At 70.5% G+C, this 17,110-nt stretch carries 12 protein-coding genes; 3 read left to right on the top strand and 9 right to left on the bottom strand.

Features of this window, described 5'->3' with window-relative positions; translation table 11 throughout:
- Positions 1 to 248: 248 nt before the first annotated feature.
- Together OH768_RS15590 and proS are read right to left on the bottom strand one after the other, a co-directional pair.
- Entirely contained in the window at positions 249 to 845 is a 597-nt protein-coding gene (locus OH768_RS15590; protein ID WP_019068763.1) for a hypothetical protein, read from the bottom strand.
- A 260-nt stretch (positions 846 to 1,105) separates the two neighbouring features.
- Positions 1,106 to 2,521 carry a proline--tRNA ligase gene (gene proS / locus OH768_RS15595; RefSeq protein WP_406454045.1) on the bottom strand — a complete coding sequence of 472 codons (1,416 nt, stop codon included), beginning with the start codon at positions 2,519 to 2,521 and terminating at the stop codon, positions 1,106 to 1,108.
- Positions 2,522 to 2,718: 197 nt separating this feature from the next.
- Between proS and OH768_RS15600 the strand changes: the two genes are divergently transcribed.
- Entirely contained in the window at positions 2,719 to 3,576 is an 858-nt protein-coding gene (locus OH768_RS15600; protein ID WP_406454047.1) for an SAM-dependent methyltransferase, read from the top strand.
- A gap of 6 nt (positions 3,577 to 3,582) precedes the next feature.
- Here OH768_RS15600 and ftsH read toward each other — a convergent pair whose 3' ends face one another.
- The 6 genes from ftsH to OH768_RS15630 all read right to left on the bottom strand — a co-directional run bounded on the left by ftsH (position 3,583) and on the right by OH768_RS15630 (position 13,459).
- Positions 3,583 to 5,520 carry an ATP-dependent zinc metalloprotease FtsH gene (gene ftsH, locus OH768_RS15605; RefSeq protein ID WP_406454049.1) on the bottom strand — a complete coding sequence of 646 codons (1,938 nt, stop codon included), beginning with the start codon at positions 5,518 to 5,520 and terminating at the stop codon, positions 3,583 to 3,585.
- A gap of 100 nt (positions 5,521 to 5,620) precedes the next feature.
- Entirely contained in the window at positions 5,621 to 7,174 is a 1,554-nt protein-coding gene (gene ffh / locus OH768_RS15610) for a signal recognition particle protein (RefSeq protein ID WP_406454051.1), read from the bottom strand.
- Between the two features lie 81 nt (positions 7,175 to 7,255).
- The gene (locus OH768_RS15615; protein WP_406454053.1) at positions 7,256 to 9,706 is read right to left on the bottom strand and encodes a [protein-PII] uridylyltransferase; all 2,451 of its coding nucleotides are present in this window, start codon (positions 9,704 to 9,706) and stop codon (positions 7,256 to 7,258) included.
- 25 nt (positions 9,707 to 9,731) lie between these two features.
- Positions 9,732 to 10,070: a P-II family nitrogen regulator gene (locus tag OH768_RS15620; protein WP_003997576.1), complete on the bottom strand. Its 339-nt coding sequence runs from the start codon at positions 10,068 to 10,070 to the stop codon at positions 9,732 to 9,734.
- Positions 10,067 to 11,401 carry an ammonium transporter gene (locus OH768_RS15625; protein ID WP_406454055.1) on the bottom strand — a complete coding sequence of 445 codons (1,335 nt, stop codon included), beginning with the start codon at positions 11,399 to 11,401 and terminating at the stop codon, positions 10,067 to 10,069. Before OH768_RS15625 ends, OH768_RS15620 begins: the two co-directional genes overlap by 4 nt.
- Before the next feature lie 573 nt (positions 11,402 to 11,974).
- Positions 11,975 to 13,459: a hypothetical protein gene (locus OH768_RS15630; protein WP_406454057.1), complete on the bottom strand. Its 1,485-nt coding sequence runs from the start codon at positions 13,457 to 13,459 to the stop codon at positions 11,975 to 11,977.
- Between the two features lie 446 nt (positions 13,460 to 13,905).
- On the opposite strand from OH768_RS15630, the gene OH768_RS15635 reads away from it, so the two are divergent.
- Complete coding sequence (locus tag OH768_RS15635; protein ID WP_406454059.1) at positions 13,906 to 14,571, top strand: bifunctional DNA primase/polymerase; 666 nt, start codon at positions 13,906 to 13,908, stop codon at positions 14,569 to 14,571.
- 159 nt (positions 14,572 to 14,730) lie between these two features.
- Here the strand turns inward: OH768_RS15635 and ftsY are convergent, their stop codons facing one another.
- Positions 14,731 to 15,918, bottom strand: coding sequence for a signal recognition particle-docking protein FtsY (gene ftsY, locus OH768_RS15640; RefSeq protein WP_406454061.1), 1,188 nt, complete (start codon positions 15,916 to 15,918; stop codon positions 14,731 to 14,733).
- Positions 15,919 to 16,077: 159 nt separating this feature from the next.
- On the opposite strand from ftsY, the gene OH768_RS15645 reads away from it, so the two are divergent.
- Positions 16,078 to 17,049 carry an LLM class flavin-dependent oxidoreductase gene (locus OH768_RS15645; RefSeq protein WP_406454063.1) on the top strand — a complete coding sequence of 324 codons (972 nt, stop codon included), beginning with the start codon at positions 16,078 to 16,080 and terminating at the stop codon, positions 17,047 to 17,049.
- Positions 17,050 to 17,110: the final 61 nt, after the last annotated feature.

Here is a 17,110-nt window from a genome sequence, read left to right on the forward strand (position 1 = left end):
CGAGATGGCCGCGTGGGGTTGCGGTACCCGAGTGCCCGATGGACGCGTCAGCCGGAGGCGAGAGGGTTCCTGTGCGGCTGTCGAGTACAGCTAGCCATTGTGCCACACCCTGGCGGCTCGCCCGACCGGGGAGCATGCCCCCGCATGGCCCCGCCCATGCGGAAGCGACACCCGGCGCCGGGAGGTGACCGGCGCGGGTGTACGCAACCCGGCCCTGCGGGGTGCGGCTGCCACGAGCAGCCGCGCCCTCAGGCCGCGCCCACGACCTCCGGAATGCGGAAGGGCTTGCCGCAGCCCCCGCACACGATCGGCGCCTGGGCCAGCACCGACGGGACAACCCGCACGTTACGACCGCAGTCGCACACCGCCTTGACGCGGACGCCCCCGCCGGACGAACCGTGCCGGGCGGCCGGGCCGCGGAAGGTGCGGGAGGTGTCCGCGGAGGTGGCGACGGTGTGCGCCTTCAGCGCGCGCTGAAGACGCTCCATCGTCGGCCGGTAGCGCCGCTTGGCCTCGGGGTTGAGCTGGACCAGCGAGAAACCGCTGCTGGGATGCGGTTCGTCGGGGTGGTCCAGGCCCAGCTCCTCGGCGATCGCGAGGAATCTGCGGTTGTGGTAGCGGCCGGCACGGGACGTATCGCGCACGCCGCGCGCGGCGGCGATGCCATGGACTGCCTCATGGAGCAGTCGCTCGAAGGAGAGCTCGTGTCCGCAGGCGGACGACGACTCTCCGATCAGGGACTCGGGCGCGGCCAGATCGGGCAGTTCGGGGTGGTACCGCTGAATGTCGGCCCACGCCTCTGCCAGCTCTGCGGCGAGAACAGGTGGTGTCTGTGTCGTGCTCACGTAATGACAACGAGCCGGAGTGCCCCTGTGTTCCGATTCCGGGGCATCCCAAATAATTTGCACGTACCCGTCAGTTGCCGCTGATGCGTCCTGACGAGGGCGGGTGCGCTGATCTGCGGAGAAGCCTCACAGCTCATACCAAGCTGGTGCGTAGTCCTACGTACGACCCGGCGCGTAGACAGTGTCCGCGCGCCGGGGGAGCTGTCGTCCGCCGTTGCGCAAGAGGCCTTTCGGTCGCTCTGCCGCCGGAGGCCGCCACTTCAGTAAGCGCGCGCGACGACCGCGACGTTACCGGGTGCCTTGTCGGCGTCCGGTACCGACCCGTCCTCGGCGACCAGACACCGTACGGTGACCGCGTGCTCGGCCAGCTCGGCCTCGCCCTCCTCGCCCAGTGTCGCCCACGGGATGCGCGCCCAGCCGCCCGCGGTGGCGGCCTCGACGGCCTCCCCGATCGTGGACACCTCGGAGGTGCGGGACTCGCGCCGCTCGCGGGACTGCTTCAGCAGCAGCACCTGGTCCTCCTCGAGGATGACGGGAAGCAGCTCTACGAGGGAGTCGATCGCCACCGGCTCCTTGCCTCCGGGGATCCGCCGGGCCAGCATCGCGGTGCCGTTCTCCAGGTCACGGGGCCCGATCTCGATGCGTACGGGTACGCCCTTGAGCTCCCAGTCGACGGCCCGGCGTCCGAAGGGGACGTCCGTGCGGTCGTCGACACGGACGCGGACGCCCGCCGCCTTCAGCCTGGCCCCGAGCTCGCGGACCTTGGCCAGAACCGCCTCGTCCCCCTTGATCGCGAGAACGACGACCTGGATGTGCGCCAACCGCGGCGGCACCCGCAGTCCGTCGTCGTCGCCGTGCATCATCACCAGGGCGCCGATCATGCGGGTGGTGGAGCCCCATGAGGTCTGCCAGACCAGTTCCTGCTTGCCCTCCTTGGACAGGTACTGGGTGTTGAAGGCCTTGGCGAAGTTCTGGCCCAGCTCGTGACTGGTCGCCATCTGCAGCGCTTTTCCGTCGCCCATCATCCCTTCGAGGGTGAGGGTGTTGATCGCGCCCGCGAACCGTTCCTTGACCGTCTTGCGTCCCGGTACGACGTCCATCGCGAGGACGTTGACCATGAAGTCCTCGTACACCTGGCGGTGGATGTGCGCGGCGAAGTCGCGCGCCTCCTCGTAGGTCGCGTGCGCCGTGTGGCCCTCCTGCCACAGGAACTCGCTCGTGCGGAGGAAGAGCCGGGGGCGCAGCTCCCAACGGACCACGTTCGCCCACTGGTTGATCAGCAGAGGCAGGTCGCGGTAGCTCTGCACCCACTTCGAGAAGTACTCGTTGATGATCATCTCGGAGGTGGGCCTGACGACCGCGGGCTCCTCCAGCTCCTTGCCGCCGCCGTGCGTGACCACGGCCAGCTCGGGCGCGAAGCCCTCGACGTGGTCGGCCTCGCGGGCGAGATAGGACTGCGGGATCAGCAGCGGGAAGTACGCGTTCTCGGTGCCCGTCTCCTTGATCCGGGCGTCCATCTCGGCCTGCATCCGCTCCCAGATGCCGTACCCGTACGGTCGGATGACCATGGAGCCGCGCACCGGGCCGTTGTCGGCCAGCTCGGCCTTGCTGATCAGATCCTGGTACCAGCGGGGGAAATCTTCCGCCCGCGGTGTGAGTACGGGTGCCTTGGCCATGGCGAGATGGTACGGGCCCACGTTGCCGTCATGTGAATTCTCGCCACTCCCACAGAGAAGCCACAAGCCGGGCCCCACAAACCCTGGACGCCGTAGCGAGCGCGGAGTTTGCTGGCATACGGGGGAAGTGCGAGCGCACATCACGGGGCCCCGGAAACGGGCACGGCCACAACTCTCGGCGGATTGGGGCGCTTTCGATGACACCTACGCTCGTGCGGCACCACCTGCCTCATGCGGGGCCCGCGCCCCGCGTGGACCTGGGTGCACGCGCGCGTGACTGGTCCGAGATCCAGGAGCGGATGCTGGTACCGCTCTACGAAGCCGTCTACGAGCGACTCGAAGTGGGGTCCGGCACCCGGCTGCTCGGCCTCGGCTGCGGCTCCGGGCTCGCCCTGCTGATGGCTGCCTCCAGAGGCGCGTCGGTCACCGGTGTCGAGCGCTCCTCCCCCGAACGGCTGACCCTCGCCCGGGAACGGCTGCAACCGGGCCCGTGGTCGCCACGCGCACATGCGCACACCCGGCTCGTCCACGGCTCCTCCAGGGACGCGGCCGACGCGGAGACGCCCGCGTACACCCTGGTGACCGCCTTCGAACCCATCGGGTGCCTCGCGGGCGACGCGGAGGGACTCGGCGAACTGCTCGCGTCCGCCACGCCGTTGACCGAGCACGGGGCGCCGGTGGTGCTGGCCGGCTGGGGTCCGCCGGAGCGCTGCGCCACGTCGTCCGTACTACGGGTGGCCGCCAGGATGGCGGATCCGCTGCGCAGCGCGGGCAGTTGGCGCCCCGCCCTGCGCGACGACCTGGAGGAGGTCGCCCAGCGCGCCGGTCTGCGGCCGGACGGCTCCGGGCGGGTGTCGTGCCCCTTCGGGTACGCCGATGTGGAGAGTGCCGTACGCGGGCTGCTGTCCACGGGGCTCTTCGACGCGGCGATCACCGCGACGGACCAGGTGCAGGTGGACAAGGAGTTGACGGAAGCCCTGCATCCGTATCAGCGGCGGGACGGGACGGTGTGGATGCCGAACATGTTCCGGTACCTCATCGCGCGTACGCCCTGAGGATGACTACGGCTCTTCCTTGAAGAGGCGCGTAACGCCCGCGATGCGGTACGCGTCCGTCTCCTCCAGCGTCTCGTTCTCCAGGAGGGCCTCGGCGAGCGCGTCCAACTGGCCGCGGTGGTCGCGGAGTTTGCGGATGGCCTCGTCGTAGCACTCGTCGACGATGCGGCGCATCTCGTGGTCGATCACGTCCAGGGTCTGCGGTGCCGCCGAGAGGCCGTAGGCCTGCTGGGCGTCGTTCGGGAGGGCGGAGAGGCGGCCGACGCGCTCGCTCATGCCCCAGCGGGCGACCATCCCGCGCGCGATGTTGGTGACCTGTTCGAGGTCGTTCTCGGCGCCGGTGGTGATCACTCCGTAGACGACGTGTTCCGCGGCCATGCCGCCGAGGGCGCCGGTGATCCGGCCGCGCAGGTACTCCTCGGTGTACGCGTATCTGTCCGCGTCCGGCGTCGACAGCGTGACGCCGAGGGCCCGGCCGCGCGGGACGATGGTGATCTTGCGGACCGGGTCGGCGCCGGGCTGGAGCATGCCCAGGAGGGCGTGGCCGCTCTCGTGGTACGCGGTGCGCCGGCGCTCCTCCTCGGGCATCACCAGCGGGCGTTCGGCGCCCAGTTGGACCTTCTCCAGGGCTTCCGAGAGGTCGGACTGGGTGACCTCGCTCTGCTGGCGCTTGACGGCGAGGAGGGCGGCCTCGTTGGCGAGGTTGGCGAGTTCGGCGCCGGTCATGCCCGGGGTCGTACGGGCGACCTGGGCGAGGTTCACGTCCTTCGCGAGCGGGATCTCGCGGGTGTGGATCTCCAGGATCGCCTCGCGGCCGCCCCGGTCGGGCGGCGAGACCACGACCACCCGGTCGAAGCGGCCGGGGCGGGTCAGGGCCGGGTCCAGGACATCGGCGCGGTTGGTGGCCGCGATGACGATGACGCCCTCGGAGCCGGAGAAGCCGTCCATCTCCGTGAGGATCTGGTTCAGGGTCTGCTCGCGCTCGTCGTGACCGCCCATGCCGCTGCCCCCGCCGCGGGCCCGGCCGATGGTGTCGATCTCGTCGATGAAGATGATCGACGGGGCCACCTTGCGGGCCTCCGCGAACAGTTCACGCACGCGTGAGGCACCGACACCGACGATCATCTCGATGAACTCGGAGGCCGAGGCCGAGAAGAACGGCACCCCCGCCTCCCCCGCGACCGCCCGCGCGAGCAGCGTCTTTCCGGTGCCGGGCGGGCCCGCGAGCAGCACGCCCCGGGGCATCTTGGCGCCCATTTTGCGGTAGGTGTCGGGGTTCTTGAGGAAGTCGACGACGTCGTTCAGCTCGCCCTCGACCTCGTCGATGCCCGCCACGTCCTCGAAGGTCGTGCGCTGCTTGCCCGGCTCCAACTCGACCGGTTTCGGTGGGGCCTTGCGGCCGAGCATGCCGCCCGCGCCGCCGAGCCCCGAGCTCATCCGCCGTGCGATGAAGAGCCACAGGACGACCAGGAGCAGCATCGGTGCCAGCGAGATCAGCAGATTGGCCAGAAAACTACGGTGTTGGACGACCGGTTCCGCCGTGACCGTGACGTTGTGCTTGGTCAGGTCCTCCCAGAGCTGGTCGTCCGCGAAGGTCGGCCGCTCGGTGTCGAACTTGGTGTACTTGCCGCCGCCGTCCGGGTTGTCCTGGCCCTTCTTCAGCTGGCCCTGGATCGCGTTGCCCTTGGCATAGATCTTGGTGACGTTGCCCGCGTCGACCTGCTTGCTGAACTCCGTGTACGAGATCGTCGGCTCGTTGCCCTCGTTGAAGAACGACAGGATCAGATTCGCGATCAGGTACACGACCAGCGCGGTGAGGATCAGACTCCACCAGCCGCCGCGCATCTTCTTCCCGCCCGGCGACGGCTTCGGGGGCTCGTCCGGGGTGCCCTCGGTACGCCAGGGCTGGTCGGGAGACTTGCGCGGCGGCGCGGGGTTGGTCATATCGGCAAGTTACGACACGGGCCAGGCGTCGGCACGCCCGGCATGCGCCGAGGGCGCCCTTCCGGAGAGGGGCGCCCTCGGTGACGTAGAAGACGGGCTGTCAGCCCATGAACTTCTTGAACTCGTCCGGCAGCTCGAAGTCCTTGCCGCCCTGCTCGGGCAGCCCGAACGCGTTGCCGCCCTGAGCCGCACCCGCCTCGCGGCGCTGCGCCTCCTCCAGCTCCTGCTGCTTGCGCTTCATCGGGTTGCCGGAACGCTGCTTGCCCTTGGCCTGCTTGGGCTGCTTCTTAGTACGGCCGGGGCCGCCGCCCATGCCCGGCATCCCCGGCATGCCGGGCATTCCGCCGCCCTGCGCCATGCGGGACATCATCTTGCGGGCCTCGAAGAACCGCTCGACCAGCCCCTTCACGGCGCTGACCTCTACGCCGGAGCCCTTGGCGATACGGGCGCGGCGCGAGCCGTTGATGATGGTCGGCTCGGTGCGCTCGGCCGGGGTCATCGACTTGATGATGGCGGCCGTACGGTCGACGTCCCGCTCGTCCAGGTTGTTGATCTGGTCCTTGATCTGGCCCATGCCGGGCAGCATGCCGAGCAGCTTGCTGATGCTGCCCATCTTCCTGACCTGTTCCATCTGGGACAGGAAGTCGTCGAGGGTGAAGTCCTGGCCCTTCTTGGACGCCAGCTTCGAGGCCATCTTCTCGGCCTCTTCTTGGCTGAACGTCTTCTCCGCCTGCTCGATCAGGGTGAGCAGGTCACCCATGTCGAGGATGCGGGAGGCCATCCGGTCCGGGTGGAAGGCGTCGAAGTCGTCGAGCTTCTCGCCGTTCGACGCGAACATGATCGGCTTGCCGGTGACCGAGGCGATCGACAGGGCCGCACCACCGCGGGCGTCGCCGTCGAGCTTGGAGAGCACCACGCCGTCGAAACCGACGCCGTCGCGGAAGGACTCAGCGGTGTTGACCGCGTCCTGACCGATCATGGCGTCCACGACGAAGAGGATCTCGTCCGGCGAGACCGCGTCGCGGATGTCCGCGGCCTGCCGCATCAGTTCCTGGTCGATGCCGAGGCGGCCGGCGGTGTCCACGATCACGATGTCGTGGACCTTGGACTTGGCGAACTCGATGGAGTCCTTGGCGACCTTGACCGGGTCCCCGACACCGTTGCCCGGCTCGGGCGCGTAGACCGCGACACCGGCGCGCTCGGCGACGACGCTCAGCTGGTTCACCGCGTTGGGGCGCTGGAGGTCGGCGGCGACGAGCAGCGGCGAGTGCCCCTGGTCCTTGAGCCACTTGCCGAGCTTGCCCGCGAGGGTCGTCTTACCGGCACCCTGCAGACCCGCGAGCATGATCACGGTCGGCGGGTTCTTGGCGAAGCGCAGCCGCCGGGTCTCGCCGCCGAGGATCGTGACGAGTTCCTCGTTGACGATCTTCAGGACCTGCTGGGCCGGGTTCAGCGCCTTGTTGACGTCGGCGCCGAGGGCACGGTCCTTGACGTTCTTGATGAACGTACGGACGACGGGCAGGGCAACGTCGGCTTCGAGCAGCGCGATCCGGATCTCACGCGCGGTGGCGTCGATGTCCGCCTCGGAGAGCCGTCCCTTGCCGCGCAGGTTCTTGAAAGTGGCTGAGAGGCGATCAGAGAGAGTATCGAACACGGCGCTCGCGGTCCTCGGGGTCGGTGGCTATGGGGGAATCGCCCTCCAGGGTATCCCGGTCGCACAAGACCGGGTCACGGGTCAGGCCCGCAGGGTTTCCTCCAGTTTGCGCGCGACCGCCGTAGCCTCCTCCGCCGGCAGAGGTGTCCCCTCCGCCCCGGTGACGTAGAACGCGTCCACCGCGTTCGAGCCCAGCGTGCTGACGTGCATGCTGCGGACCCGGACCTTCGCCTCGTCCAGCGCCCGCCCGATCCGGTGCAGCAGCCCAGGTGCGTCGTGTGCGCGCACCTCGATGACCGTCGCGTGCCGGGAGGCGGCCGGGGCGACCGTCACTCGGGCAGCCGGTGCCACGACACCCCGGCGGCGCGGGTATGCCGCGTCCCGTTCCGCCAAGCGGCCCGCGATGTCCAACGACCCGTCCAGGGCCCGTACGAGATCGGCGCGCAGCCGGGCGGCCTGGGGCAGGGAGCCGTATTCGGCGGCGACCCGCCAGTTCAGCAAGAGGACCGAGCCCTCTACGCCGTCGGGCAGGTCGAGTGCGCGCAACTCCGCCGTGCGGACCGTCAGGCGGTGCATCGCCAGGACGCCCGCCACCGCGGGGAGGACGCCCGGCTGGTCCGGTACGGCGATCAGGAGTTCCACGCCGAGGGGTTCGGGGTCGCCGGCGGGCTCGTCCTCGGACGGAGGTTCGGTCTGGGCGCGCAGCGCGAGGACCGGGCCGCCCGTTGCCACCGCCTCGATCGCGAGGCGTTCCTGTTCCGCCGTGGCCGCGCCCGCCTCGGGCTCCTCGGGGGCGTCGCCGGTGAGGACGGCGGCGACCCGCTTCACCAGGTCGGTGACGAGGGAGGCCCGCCAGGACGACCAGGCAGCCGGCCCGGTGGCCAGCGCGTCCGCCTCGGTCAGGGCGTGCAGGAGCTCCAGGGTGCTCGTCGTACCGACCGCCTCGGCGACCGAACGGACCGTGGCGGGGTCCTCCAGGTCGCGCCGAGTGGCCGTGTCGATGAGCAGCAGGTGATGGCGTACGAGCGTGGCGAGTACGGCCACGTCCGCGCGGTCGAAGCCGATGCGGGCGGCCACGTCCTTGGCGATGATCTCGCCGGCCACGGAGTGGTCGCCGGGCCAGCCCTTGCCGATGTCGTGCAGCAGCGCGGAGACCAGGAGGAGGTCGGGGCGGCTGACGCGGCGGGCGAACTCGGAGGCGCGGACGGCGGTTTCGATGAGGTGCCGGTCGACGGTCCAGATGTGCACGGCGTTGCGCTGCGGGCGGCAGCGGACCCGCTCCCAGTCGGGGAGGAGACGGGTGATCAGGCCTTCGGCCTCCAGCGCCTCCCATACGTCGACGGTGGGCTGCCCGGAGCCGAGCAGCGTCACGAGCTGTTCGCGGGCCTCGGCGGGCCAGGGCGTGGGCAGCGGGCGCGCGGTGGTCGCCATGCGCCGTACGGCGTGCAGCGAGAGCGGGAGGCCGGCCTGCGCGGCGGCAGCGGCGGCGCGCAGCGGGAGGACGGGGTCACGTTCGGGGCGCGCGGCGCGGGCGAGCACCACCTCGCCGTCCTGCTCCACGACGCCCTCGGCGAGCGGGGAGCGCTCGGCGGCGGGTTTGGCGCCCCCGCCGAGCATGGCGCGCAGCCTCGGCCGCACGGCTCGCGACCGCAGCACGCGCCCCACTTCGCGCCAGGTGACATCACTGGCGTACGACACGACGCGTGCCGCTTCGTAGACCTGGCGCAGCAGGGTGTCCGCGTCGAGGAGGCCGAGCTCCGCGGCGACCTGGTCCTGCTCCTGGAGCGCGAGCCGGTCGGTGGCGCGGCCGGTGGTGAGGTGCAGGGCGTCACGGACGTCGAGGAGGCGTCGGCGGGCGTCGGCGAGGCCTTCGCGCGGGGCGTCGGCGAGCCAGGAGGCGGCTACGGCGCGCAGCGCGGTGGCGTCGCGGAGGCCGCCGCGGGCCTCCTTGAGGTCGGGTTCGAGGAGGTACTGCAACTCGCCCTGGCGCTCGGCGCGTTCGGCGCAGAGTTCCTGGAGTTCGGGGAGGCGCTTGGGCGCCTGGTTGCGCCAGTCGGCGAGGACGGCCGTGCGCAGGGAGGCGGTCAGGCCGAGGTCGCCGGCGATGTGGCGGGCGTCGAGGAGGCCGAGCTGGACCTTGAGGTCCTCGCCGGCGGTCTTGCGGGCCTCGGCGGGGGTGCGGACGGAGTGGTCGAGGGCGAGGCCGAGGTCCCAGACCGGGTACCAGATGCGGTCGGCGAGCGCGGCGACCGCGCCGGAGTCGCTGCCGTCGTGCAGGAGGAGCAGGTCGAGGTCGCTGCGCGGGGAGAGTTCACCGCGGCCGTAGCCGCCGACGGCGACCAGCGAGACGCCCTTGAGTGCTTCGTTGCCGGCGGCGAAGAGGCCGGTCAGCCAGTCGTCGGTCAGTTCGGCGAGGGCCGCACGGCGCGGCGGCCCGGACTGCGCCCCCTCAGTGAGGAGGCGCAGCCGGGCCGCCGCGTAGCCGCTGGGTCCGGAGTCCTCTGCATCCTTGCGCACGTCCGTACTCGTCACCCAGCGACTCCTGTTCTGTTTCTTTTTAGAGCGCGTCCGGTCCGCGCTCGCCGGTCCTGACCCGGACGGCGGTCTCGACCGGGAGGGACCAGACCTTGCCGTCACCGATCTTGCCGGTGCGGGCGGCCTTGACGATGACGTCGATCAGCTGCTCGGCGTCGTCGTCCTCGGCCAGCACCTCGATGCGGATCTTGGGGACCAGGTCGACCGTGTACTCGGCGCCCCGGTAGACCTCGGTGTGTCCCCGCTGACGACCGTAGCCGCTCGCCTCGGTGACCGTCAGACCGTGAACCCCGAAGGCCTGCAGTGCTTCCTTGATCTCGTCGAGCCGGTGGGGCTTCACGACAGCGGTGATGAGCTTCATGCGTCCACCTTCTTCGTCTCCGTGGCAGCGGTGAGGGTGCCGCCGCTGAGGCCGCCGCCGGCGCCGCTGAAGTCGTATGCGGTCTCCGCGTGCTCGGCCTGGTCGATGCCGGAGACCTCTTCGTCCTCGGTGACCCGCATACCGATGGTCTTGTCGATGAGGAAGGCGAGGACCGCGGAGGCGACCAGGGAGTAGCCGAGGACCGCGCCGACACCGGCGAACTGCTTCCACAGCTGGGTGAAGGAGTGGTCGCCGTAGAAGACGCCGGTCGCGGCCGACTGGCCCTTGCCGGTGGCGAAGAAGCCGATGAGCAGGGAGCCGAGGATACCGCCGACCATGTGGACGCCGACGACGTCGAGGGAGTCGTCGATGTTGAACTTGTACTTCAGGCCGACGGCCGCGGCACAGCCGACACCGGCGATGGCGCCGACGGCGATCGCGCCCAGCGGGGAGACCGCACCACCGGACGGGGTGATGGCGACCAGACCGGCGACGGCACCCGAGGCCGCGCCGAGCGTGGTGAACGCGCCGTGGCGGATCTTCTCGTAGGCGAGCCAGGCGAGCATGGCGGCGGCGGTGGCGACCTGGGTGTTGACGAACATCAGCGCGCCGACGCCGTCGTCGTTGCCGAGCCACGAACCGGCGTTGAAGCCGAACCAGCCGAACCACAGGAGACCGCAGCCGAGCATGACCAGCGGAAGGCTGTGCGGACGCATGGGGTCACGCTTGAACCCGACGCGCTTGCCGATGACCAGGATGACGCCCAGGGCTCCGGCACCGGCGTTGATGTGGACCGCCGTACCACCGGCGAAGTCGATCACACCGAGCTTGAAGGCCCAGCCGTCGGCGCCCCACACCCAGTGGGCGACCGGGACGTAGACGACGGTCAGCCACAGGGCGACGAAGAGCGCCCAGGCCGAGAACTTGACGCGGTCGGCGATGGCACCGCTTATCAGGGCCGGCGTGATGACCGCGAACATCATCTGGAAGACCATGAAGACGAAGATCGGGATGGTGTAGCCGGGCCAGAGGTCCGTCAGTCCGACGTCGCTCATGCCCAGCCAGTGGGAGTCGTAGCCGATGAAGCCGTTACTCGAACCGAAGGCGAGCGAGAAGCCGTAGAGAACCCACAGGATGGTGACGATCCCGATGCTGATGAAGCTCATCATCAGCATGTTCAGGGTGCTCTTGACGCGGACCATGCCTCCGTAGAAGAAGGCGAGTCCCGGTGTCATGAGCAACACCAGGGCGGAACAGATGAGCATGAAGCCTGTGTTCGCGGAGGACAGTTTGGGTGCCTCCGCGGCAAGCGTGATGGCGGCTGATGCCATCGGCGTCTCCTCGTCGGTTGTACGGCCCCGTGCGGGCGAAGCCTGGATGCGGTCCGGTCAAGGCGGGGGGTCCGGTTATGCGCCATGAGATTGGCGCAGCGCGGTTTCCGTCGAAGCCCCACGTTGTTTCACCGGAGTGACGAAGGGGCCGCGCGTGTTACGCGTCGATGAACTGCCGGATCTCCGGCCGGGCGATCGTTATCGTCGCGCAACCTTCCCCGACGGCGGGAAACCGGCGGCGGCCGGAGTTCCGGCGGCCCGGCGCGGGGGCGCCGGGGCACGGGGTCCGGGCCCCTTCGGCGCTCCCCCGCGGCCCGGCCGGGAGGCTCCGGGCGGGGTCGGCGATTCCGGCCGGACCACCGGCGCCGCGCACCGCCGCGCGGACGGTCTTTCGAATACGAGTCACAAGGGGCCGGACGGTCCTTTGACCACCCGGCCCGCACCTGCCGTACCGGCGCCGCCCGGTAGGCGGCCGTGCGTGAAACCGGCCGCGGTCGGCCTTCCGATGACCTGGCACGGGGGAGCCGAGTCGGGCGGTTCGGGAAGGCCGGCCGCGGCCGGGGTCCTGGGTTTTCAGACCGCCTCGGCGGTCTCCGGGAGCTCGATGGCGAGCCGGTCGGTGAGGTCGATGACTTCGGCCAGCTCACCGAAGTCACGGACCGCCGTGTCGATGGTCTTTCGGATACGAGTGTTGACGCGCTCGGAGCGCACCTTCTTGGCGACGGTCATCGCCTCGGCCGCGAGCACCGCGCACTGCTCCGGCTCCCGCTGCAGAAGGTGCACGGTGGCCATGCCGATGAGATTGAGCGCGTACGACCGCTTGTGGTCGTCGTCCTTGGCGAAGAGGTCCACCGCCCGCTGCATGACGGGCTCGGCCAGCGAGGCGTAGGCGGGGCTGCGGCCGGCGACGTAGGCGAGGTCGCGATAGGAGTGCGAGTTCTCGCCGTACAGCTCGGCCTCGGAGAAGAAGCGGATCCAGTCCGGGTCCGGGTCGTCCCAGTCGTGCACGTCGGCGAAGGTGTCCTCGGCCATGCGGACGGCCCGCTTGCACTTTCCGGGCTGCCCCATGTTGGCGTAGGCGCGGGCCTCCATCGCATACAGCATCGACTGGGTGCGGGGGCTCGCGCAGTCCCGGCTGCCGTACTGCGCGAGGTGGATCAGCTCCAGCGCGTCGTCGGGCCGGCCGAGGTGGATCATCTGGCGGCTCATGCTGGACAGCACGTACGACCCGAGCGGCTTGTCGCCCGCCTCCTTGGCGGCGTGCAGGGCGAGGACGAAGTACTTCTGCGCGGTGGGCTGCAGGCCCACGTCGTACGACATCCAGCCCGCCAGCTCGGCGAGTTCGCCCGCGACCTTGAACAACTTGCGGGTGGTGGACTCGGGTTGGGGCTCCTGGAGGAGGTCGGTCACCTCGTGCAGCTGTCCCACGACGGCCTTGCGGCGCAGACCGCCGCCGCACTGGGCGTCCCACTTGCGGAACATCGCCGTGGTGGACTCCAGCAGCTCCAGCTCCGGCTTGGAGAGCCGTCCGATGTGCCGGGAGAGACCCACCGGCTCGGGCTCCGGCGGGAGGGCCGAGGGGCCGGGGACCAGCCAGCGCTGCATGGGCTCGATGAGGGACGGCCCCGCGGACAGGACCAGCGAGGTTCCGAGGAAGCCGCGCCGCGCCAGCATGAGGTCGCTGCGCGAGAACTCGCTGAGCAGGGCCACCGTCTGCGGGGCCGTCCAGGGCAGGTCGACGCCGGACACGGACGGTGCCTGGCGGGCGGCGCGCAGGCCCAGGTCCTCGACCGAGACGACGCAGCCGAAGCGCTCGGAGAACAGCTCCGAGAGGATCCTCGGGATCGGTTCGCGCGGGTTCTCGCCGTCCAGCCAGCGGCGCACGCGGGAGGTGTCCGTGGAGATGTGGTTGGCCCCCAACCGGCGCGCCCGGCGGTTCACTTGGCGTGCCAGCTCGCCCTTGGACCAGCCGCTGCGCACGAACCACGAACCGAGCAGCTCATTGGGGCGCTTGTCCGTACTGGCCGCGGTCGTCCCGCTTCCGCCGTTGCCGCCCACTGGAACGCCCCCATCCCTGGAACCACTTGTCGCCGCTGTGCGCCAAGCCCTATCAGAATGCCGGTAAATACTGCTTCCCGTCCCGCACTTGTCACCCTTCGAACGAGATGACGAGTTGCCTCCGGCATACCCACGAGTGCATGTGCCCCGAGGACTTGTGCACTCAAAGTAATCCTACGATCACTGGTCCAGCCACGGCGATCCCGGAAACGCCACCATTCGCCACCCCTTCGAATGAACCTACGGTTGCCCGCGCACGATTCACTTGACATAGGACGGCCGGAGGTGGGCGTAGCGGTGCACGCAGGGGCGCGTGCCGCCAAACACACCACCCGGGATGCTCCTGGGCGCCGCCTGGACCCAGCGGCACCGGGTAGGCGTGGACGCAGAGTGACGATGCGCATCCGTCTCGTAACCACCGGTGCGTTGGACCCGTTGGAGGGGGCATGGGCTTCACGATCGGCAGCAGCCGGGGTATCCGCGACATCCGGTCCGGCACGCGCCGCCGCGGCCGCACCTCGGAGTGCACGGCCGTGGCCGAGTTCACCGGGCTGTGGGGCTGGGACGTGGTCGCGGGCGCGCGGGCCGCGGGCGGCGCGTGCTCCTGCGGCGACACCAAGTGCACCGCGCCGGGCGCGCATCCGCTGGCCTTCGCACCCGAGGTGCGGGCCGGCGCGACCCTCGACGAAGTCACCGAGGCCTGGGCCGAGTTGCCGGGCGCGTCGGTGATGCTGCCGGTGGGCCGCGCCTTCGACATCATCGAGGTGGCCGAACCCTCGGGCCGACGCGCACTGGCCCGCCTGGAGCGGATGGGCCTCCCGCTGGGCCCGGTAACGGCGACCCCCGACCACCGCGCCCACTTCTTCGTAGCCCCCGGCGCAGCCGCCGAACTCCCCTCCCTGCTCTACCGCATGGGCTGGGACGACCCCACTTCCCTCGATCTCCGCGGCCTCGGCCCCGGCACCCACATCACCGCCCCGCCTTCCGACAGAGGAGGCCTGGGCCCGGTCCGCTGGCTCCGCTCCCCCGCCCTGGACTCGGCGACGAGGCCTCCGGCGGCACGGTTGCTGCTGGGCACGCTGGCGTACGTGGCACACCGGTCGCGCGCATAGCCGTAAGACGACGAAGTGCCCGTCCCCAACGGCGAGTTGAGGGACGGGCACTTCTTGGATGGGGGGACGGCAGCGCCCTGCAAGGGGCGCGCGGAACTGCGCGACCAGCCCCCACCGACCCGCAGAAAAAGAACCACGCGCCCAGCGGAGCGTCGAGCGTCAGTCTCCGATAAGGGCGTCAACAAACGCCTCCGGTTCAAAGGGCGCCAAATCATCCGCACCCTCGCCAAGCCCGATCAGCTTCACCGGCACCCCCAGCTCACGCTGCACGGCGACCACGATGCCACCCTTGGCCGTACCGTCCAGCTTGGTCAGCACAATGCCGGTGATGTCCACGACCTCGGCGAAGACCCGCGCCTGCACCAGCCCGTTCTGCCCGGTGGTCGCATCGAGGACGAGCAGCACCTCGTCGAGCGGCGCATGCTTCTCGACGACCCGCTTGACCTTGCCGAGCTCGTCCATGAGCCCGGTCTTCGTGTGCAACCGCCCGGCCGTGTCGATGAGGACGACGTCGACCCCCATCTCCTTGCCCTCCTTCACCGCGTCGAAGGCGACGGAGGCGGGGTCACCGGCCTCGGGCCCACGCACGGTGTGGGCGCCGACCCGCTCACCCCAGGTCTGCAACTGATCGGCGGCGGCGGCCCGGAACGTGTCGGCGGCGCCGAGCACAACGGTCCTCCCGTCGGCGACGAGCACGCGGGCGAGCTTTCCGGTGGTGGTGGTCTTGCCCGTGCCGTTGACCCCGACGACCATCACGATGCCGGGCTTGCGGTCCTCGGGCTCGGTCTTCACCGTGCGGTCGACGTCGGTGCCGACCAGCTTGAGCAGTTCCTCGCGGAGCAGGGCGCGCAGCTCCTGCGGGGTCCGGGTGCCGAGCACCTTCACCCGCTCGCGCAGCGCGTCGACCAGCTCCTGGGTGGGCGCGACGCCGACGTCGGCGGTGATGAGGGTGTCCTCGATCTCCTCCCAGGTGTCCTCGTCGAGGTGCTCGCGGGACAGGAGCGTGAGCAGCCCCTGGCCCAGCGCGCTCTGGGAGCGGGAGAGCCGGGAGCGCAGCCGGACGAGCCGTCCGGCGGTCGGCTCGGGGACCTCCAGTACGGGGGGTTCCTCGACGGCGACCGGGGCCGAGCCGTCCGGGAGATCCACCTCCTCTATGGTCCGGCGCGCTTCGTCGCGCGGCGTCTCGGCCTCGTCGCCGATGTGCGGCTCGGCCGGCGGGGCGGTGATGTCGGGCACGGAGGTGGGCGGCGGGGGCAGCGGCTTCTTGCGCCGGCTGCCGACGACGAGCCCGCCGAGCGCACCGAGCACGACCACGGCGATGACTACAGCAAGGATGACGGTTTCCATAACCCACCCAGTATCAGCCATGGGCCTCGCCGTGGCCCAGCGCGGGCGCGCGGCCGGGTCGTCGCCCTCGCCCGGCCCCGAACCGCCGCAGTCATGCCCATGGCCATCTGACATACCGTCAGCTAACGTCCCCCACCACACACGGAAGGGGGACCTCCCATGCCCGTCTCGGTCGTCCGCTTCAACCTCGTCGAACCCGGCGCCACCCCCGCCTCGCTGAGCGCCCGCTACCGAGCCGCCCTGGAGATGGCCGCGTACGCCGACGAGCACGGGATCACCACCGTGCAGACGGAGGAGCACCACGGCGTCGCCAACAACTGGCTGCCCTCGCCCTTCGCCTTCGCGGGCGCGGTCTTCGGCGCGACCCGGCACATCGCGGTGACCGTCTCGGCGGTCATCGGCCCGCTGCACGACCCGCTCCGGCTGGCCGAAGACGTCGCCGTGCTCGACCTGTTGAGCGGCGGCCGGCTGGTGACCGTCGCCGGGATCGGCTACCGCCCGGAGGAATACGCCCAGTTCGACGTGGAGTGGAAGCAACGCGGCAGGCTCCAGGACGAGTTGCTGGAGACGGTCCTGAAGGCGTGGTCCGGCGAGGAGTTCGAGTACCGGGGCCGTACCGTACGGGTCACCCCGCGCCCCTTCTCCGACCCGCACCCCCTGCTGCTGGTCGGCGGCTCCTCCAAGGCCGCCGCCCGCCGGGCCGCCCGGCTGGGCCTGCCCTTCTTCCCCAGCGCGCATCTGCCGGACCTGGAGGCGTACTACAAGGACCGGCTCGTGGAGTACGGCACCGAGGGCTGGACGATGATGCCGGGTGCCGAGACCCCGCTGCTGCATATCGCCGAGGACCCGGACCGGGCCTGGACCGAGTACGGCGCGCACTTCCTGCACGAGGCGCGGACCTACGCCTCCTGGCAGTCCGGGGAGATCCGCTCGGCGGTGAAGTCGGGGGCCACCACCGTGGCCGAGCTGCGCGCGGAGGGCGTCTACCGGATCCTCACGCCGGACCAGTGCGTGGCGCTGGGCCTCGACAATCTCGTACTGCATCCGCTGGCGGGCGGGATGCCGGTGGACGAGGGATGGCGGAGCCTGCGGCTGTTCGCGGAGCGGGTGCTGCCGCGGCTCGGGGAGTGAGCACGGGGTGAGCACGGAGTGACTCTTACCCGTAACCGGTGGACCGGCCGGTTCACCGGTG

This window comes from Streptomyces sp. NBC_01622, from assembly GCF_045209635.1.
Lineage (GTDB): Bacteria > Actinomycetota > Actinomycetes > Streptomycetales > Streptomycetaceae > Streptomyces.

What these genes read in the sequence shown, in the direction of transcription:
- proS (WP_406454045.1), bottom strand. Translation starts at nt 2,521, where the DNA reads ATGGCCAAGGCACCCGTACTCACACCGCGGGCGGAAGATTTCCCCCGC.
- OH768_RS15600 (WP_406454047.1), top strand. Translation starts at nt 2,719, where the DNA reads ATGACACCTACGCTCGTGCGGCACCACCTGCCTCATGCGGGGCCCGCG.
- ftsH (WP_406454049.1), bottom strand. Translation starts at nt 5,520, where the DNA reads ATGACCAACCCCGCGCCGCCGCGCAAGTCTCCCGACCAGCCCTGGCGT.
- OH768_RS15620 (WP_003997576.1), bottom strand. Translation starts at nt 10,070, where the DNA reads ATGAAGCTCATCACCGCTGTCGTGAAGCCCCACCGGCTCGACGAGATC.
- OH768_RS15625 (WP_406454055.1), bottom strand. Translation starts at nt 11,401, where the DNA reads ATGGCATCAGCCGCCATCACGCTTGCCGCGGAGGCACCCAAACTGTCC.
- OH768_RS15635 (WP_406454059.1), top strand. Translation starts at nt 13,906, where the DNA reads ATGGGCTTCACGATCGGCAGCAGCCGGGGTATCCGCGACATCCGGTCC.
- ftsY (WP_406454061.1), bottom strand. Translation starts at nt 15,918, where the DNA reads ATGGAAACCGTCATCCTTGCTGTAGTCATCGCCGTGGTCGTGCTCGGT.
- OH768_RS15645 (WP_406454063.1), top strand. Translation starts at nt 16,078, where the DNA reads ATGCCCGTCTCGGTCGTCCGCTTCAACCTCGTCGAACCCGGCGCCACC.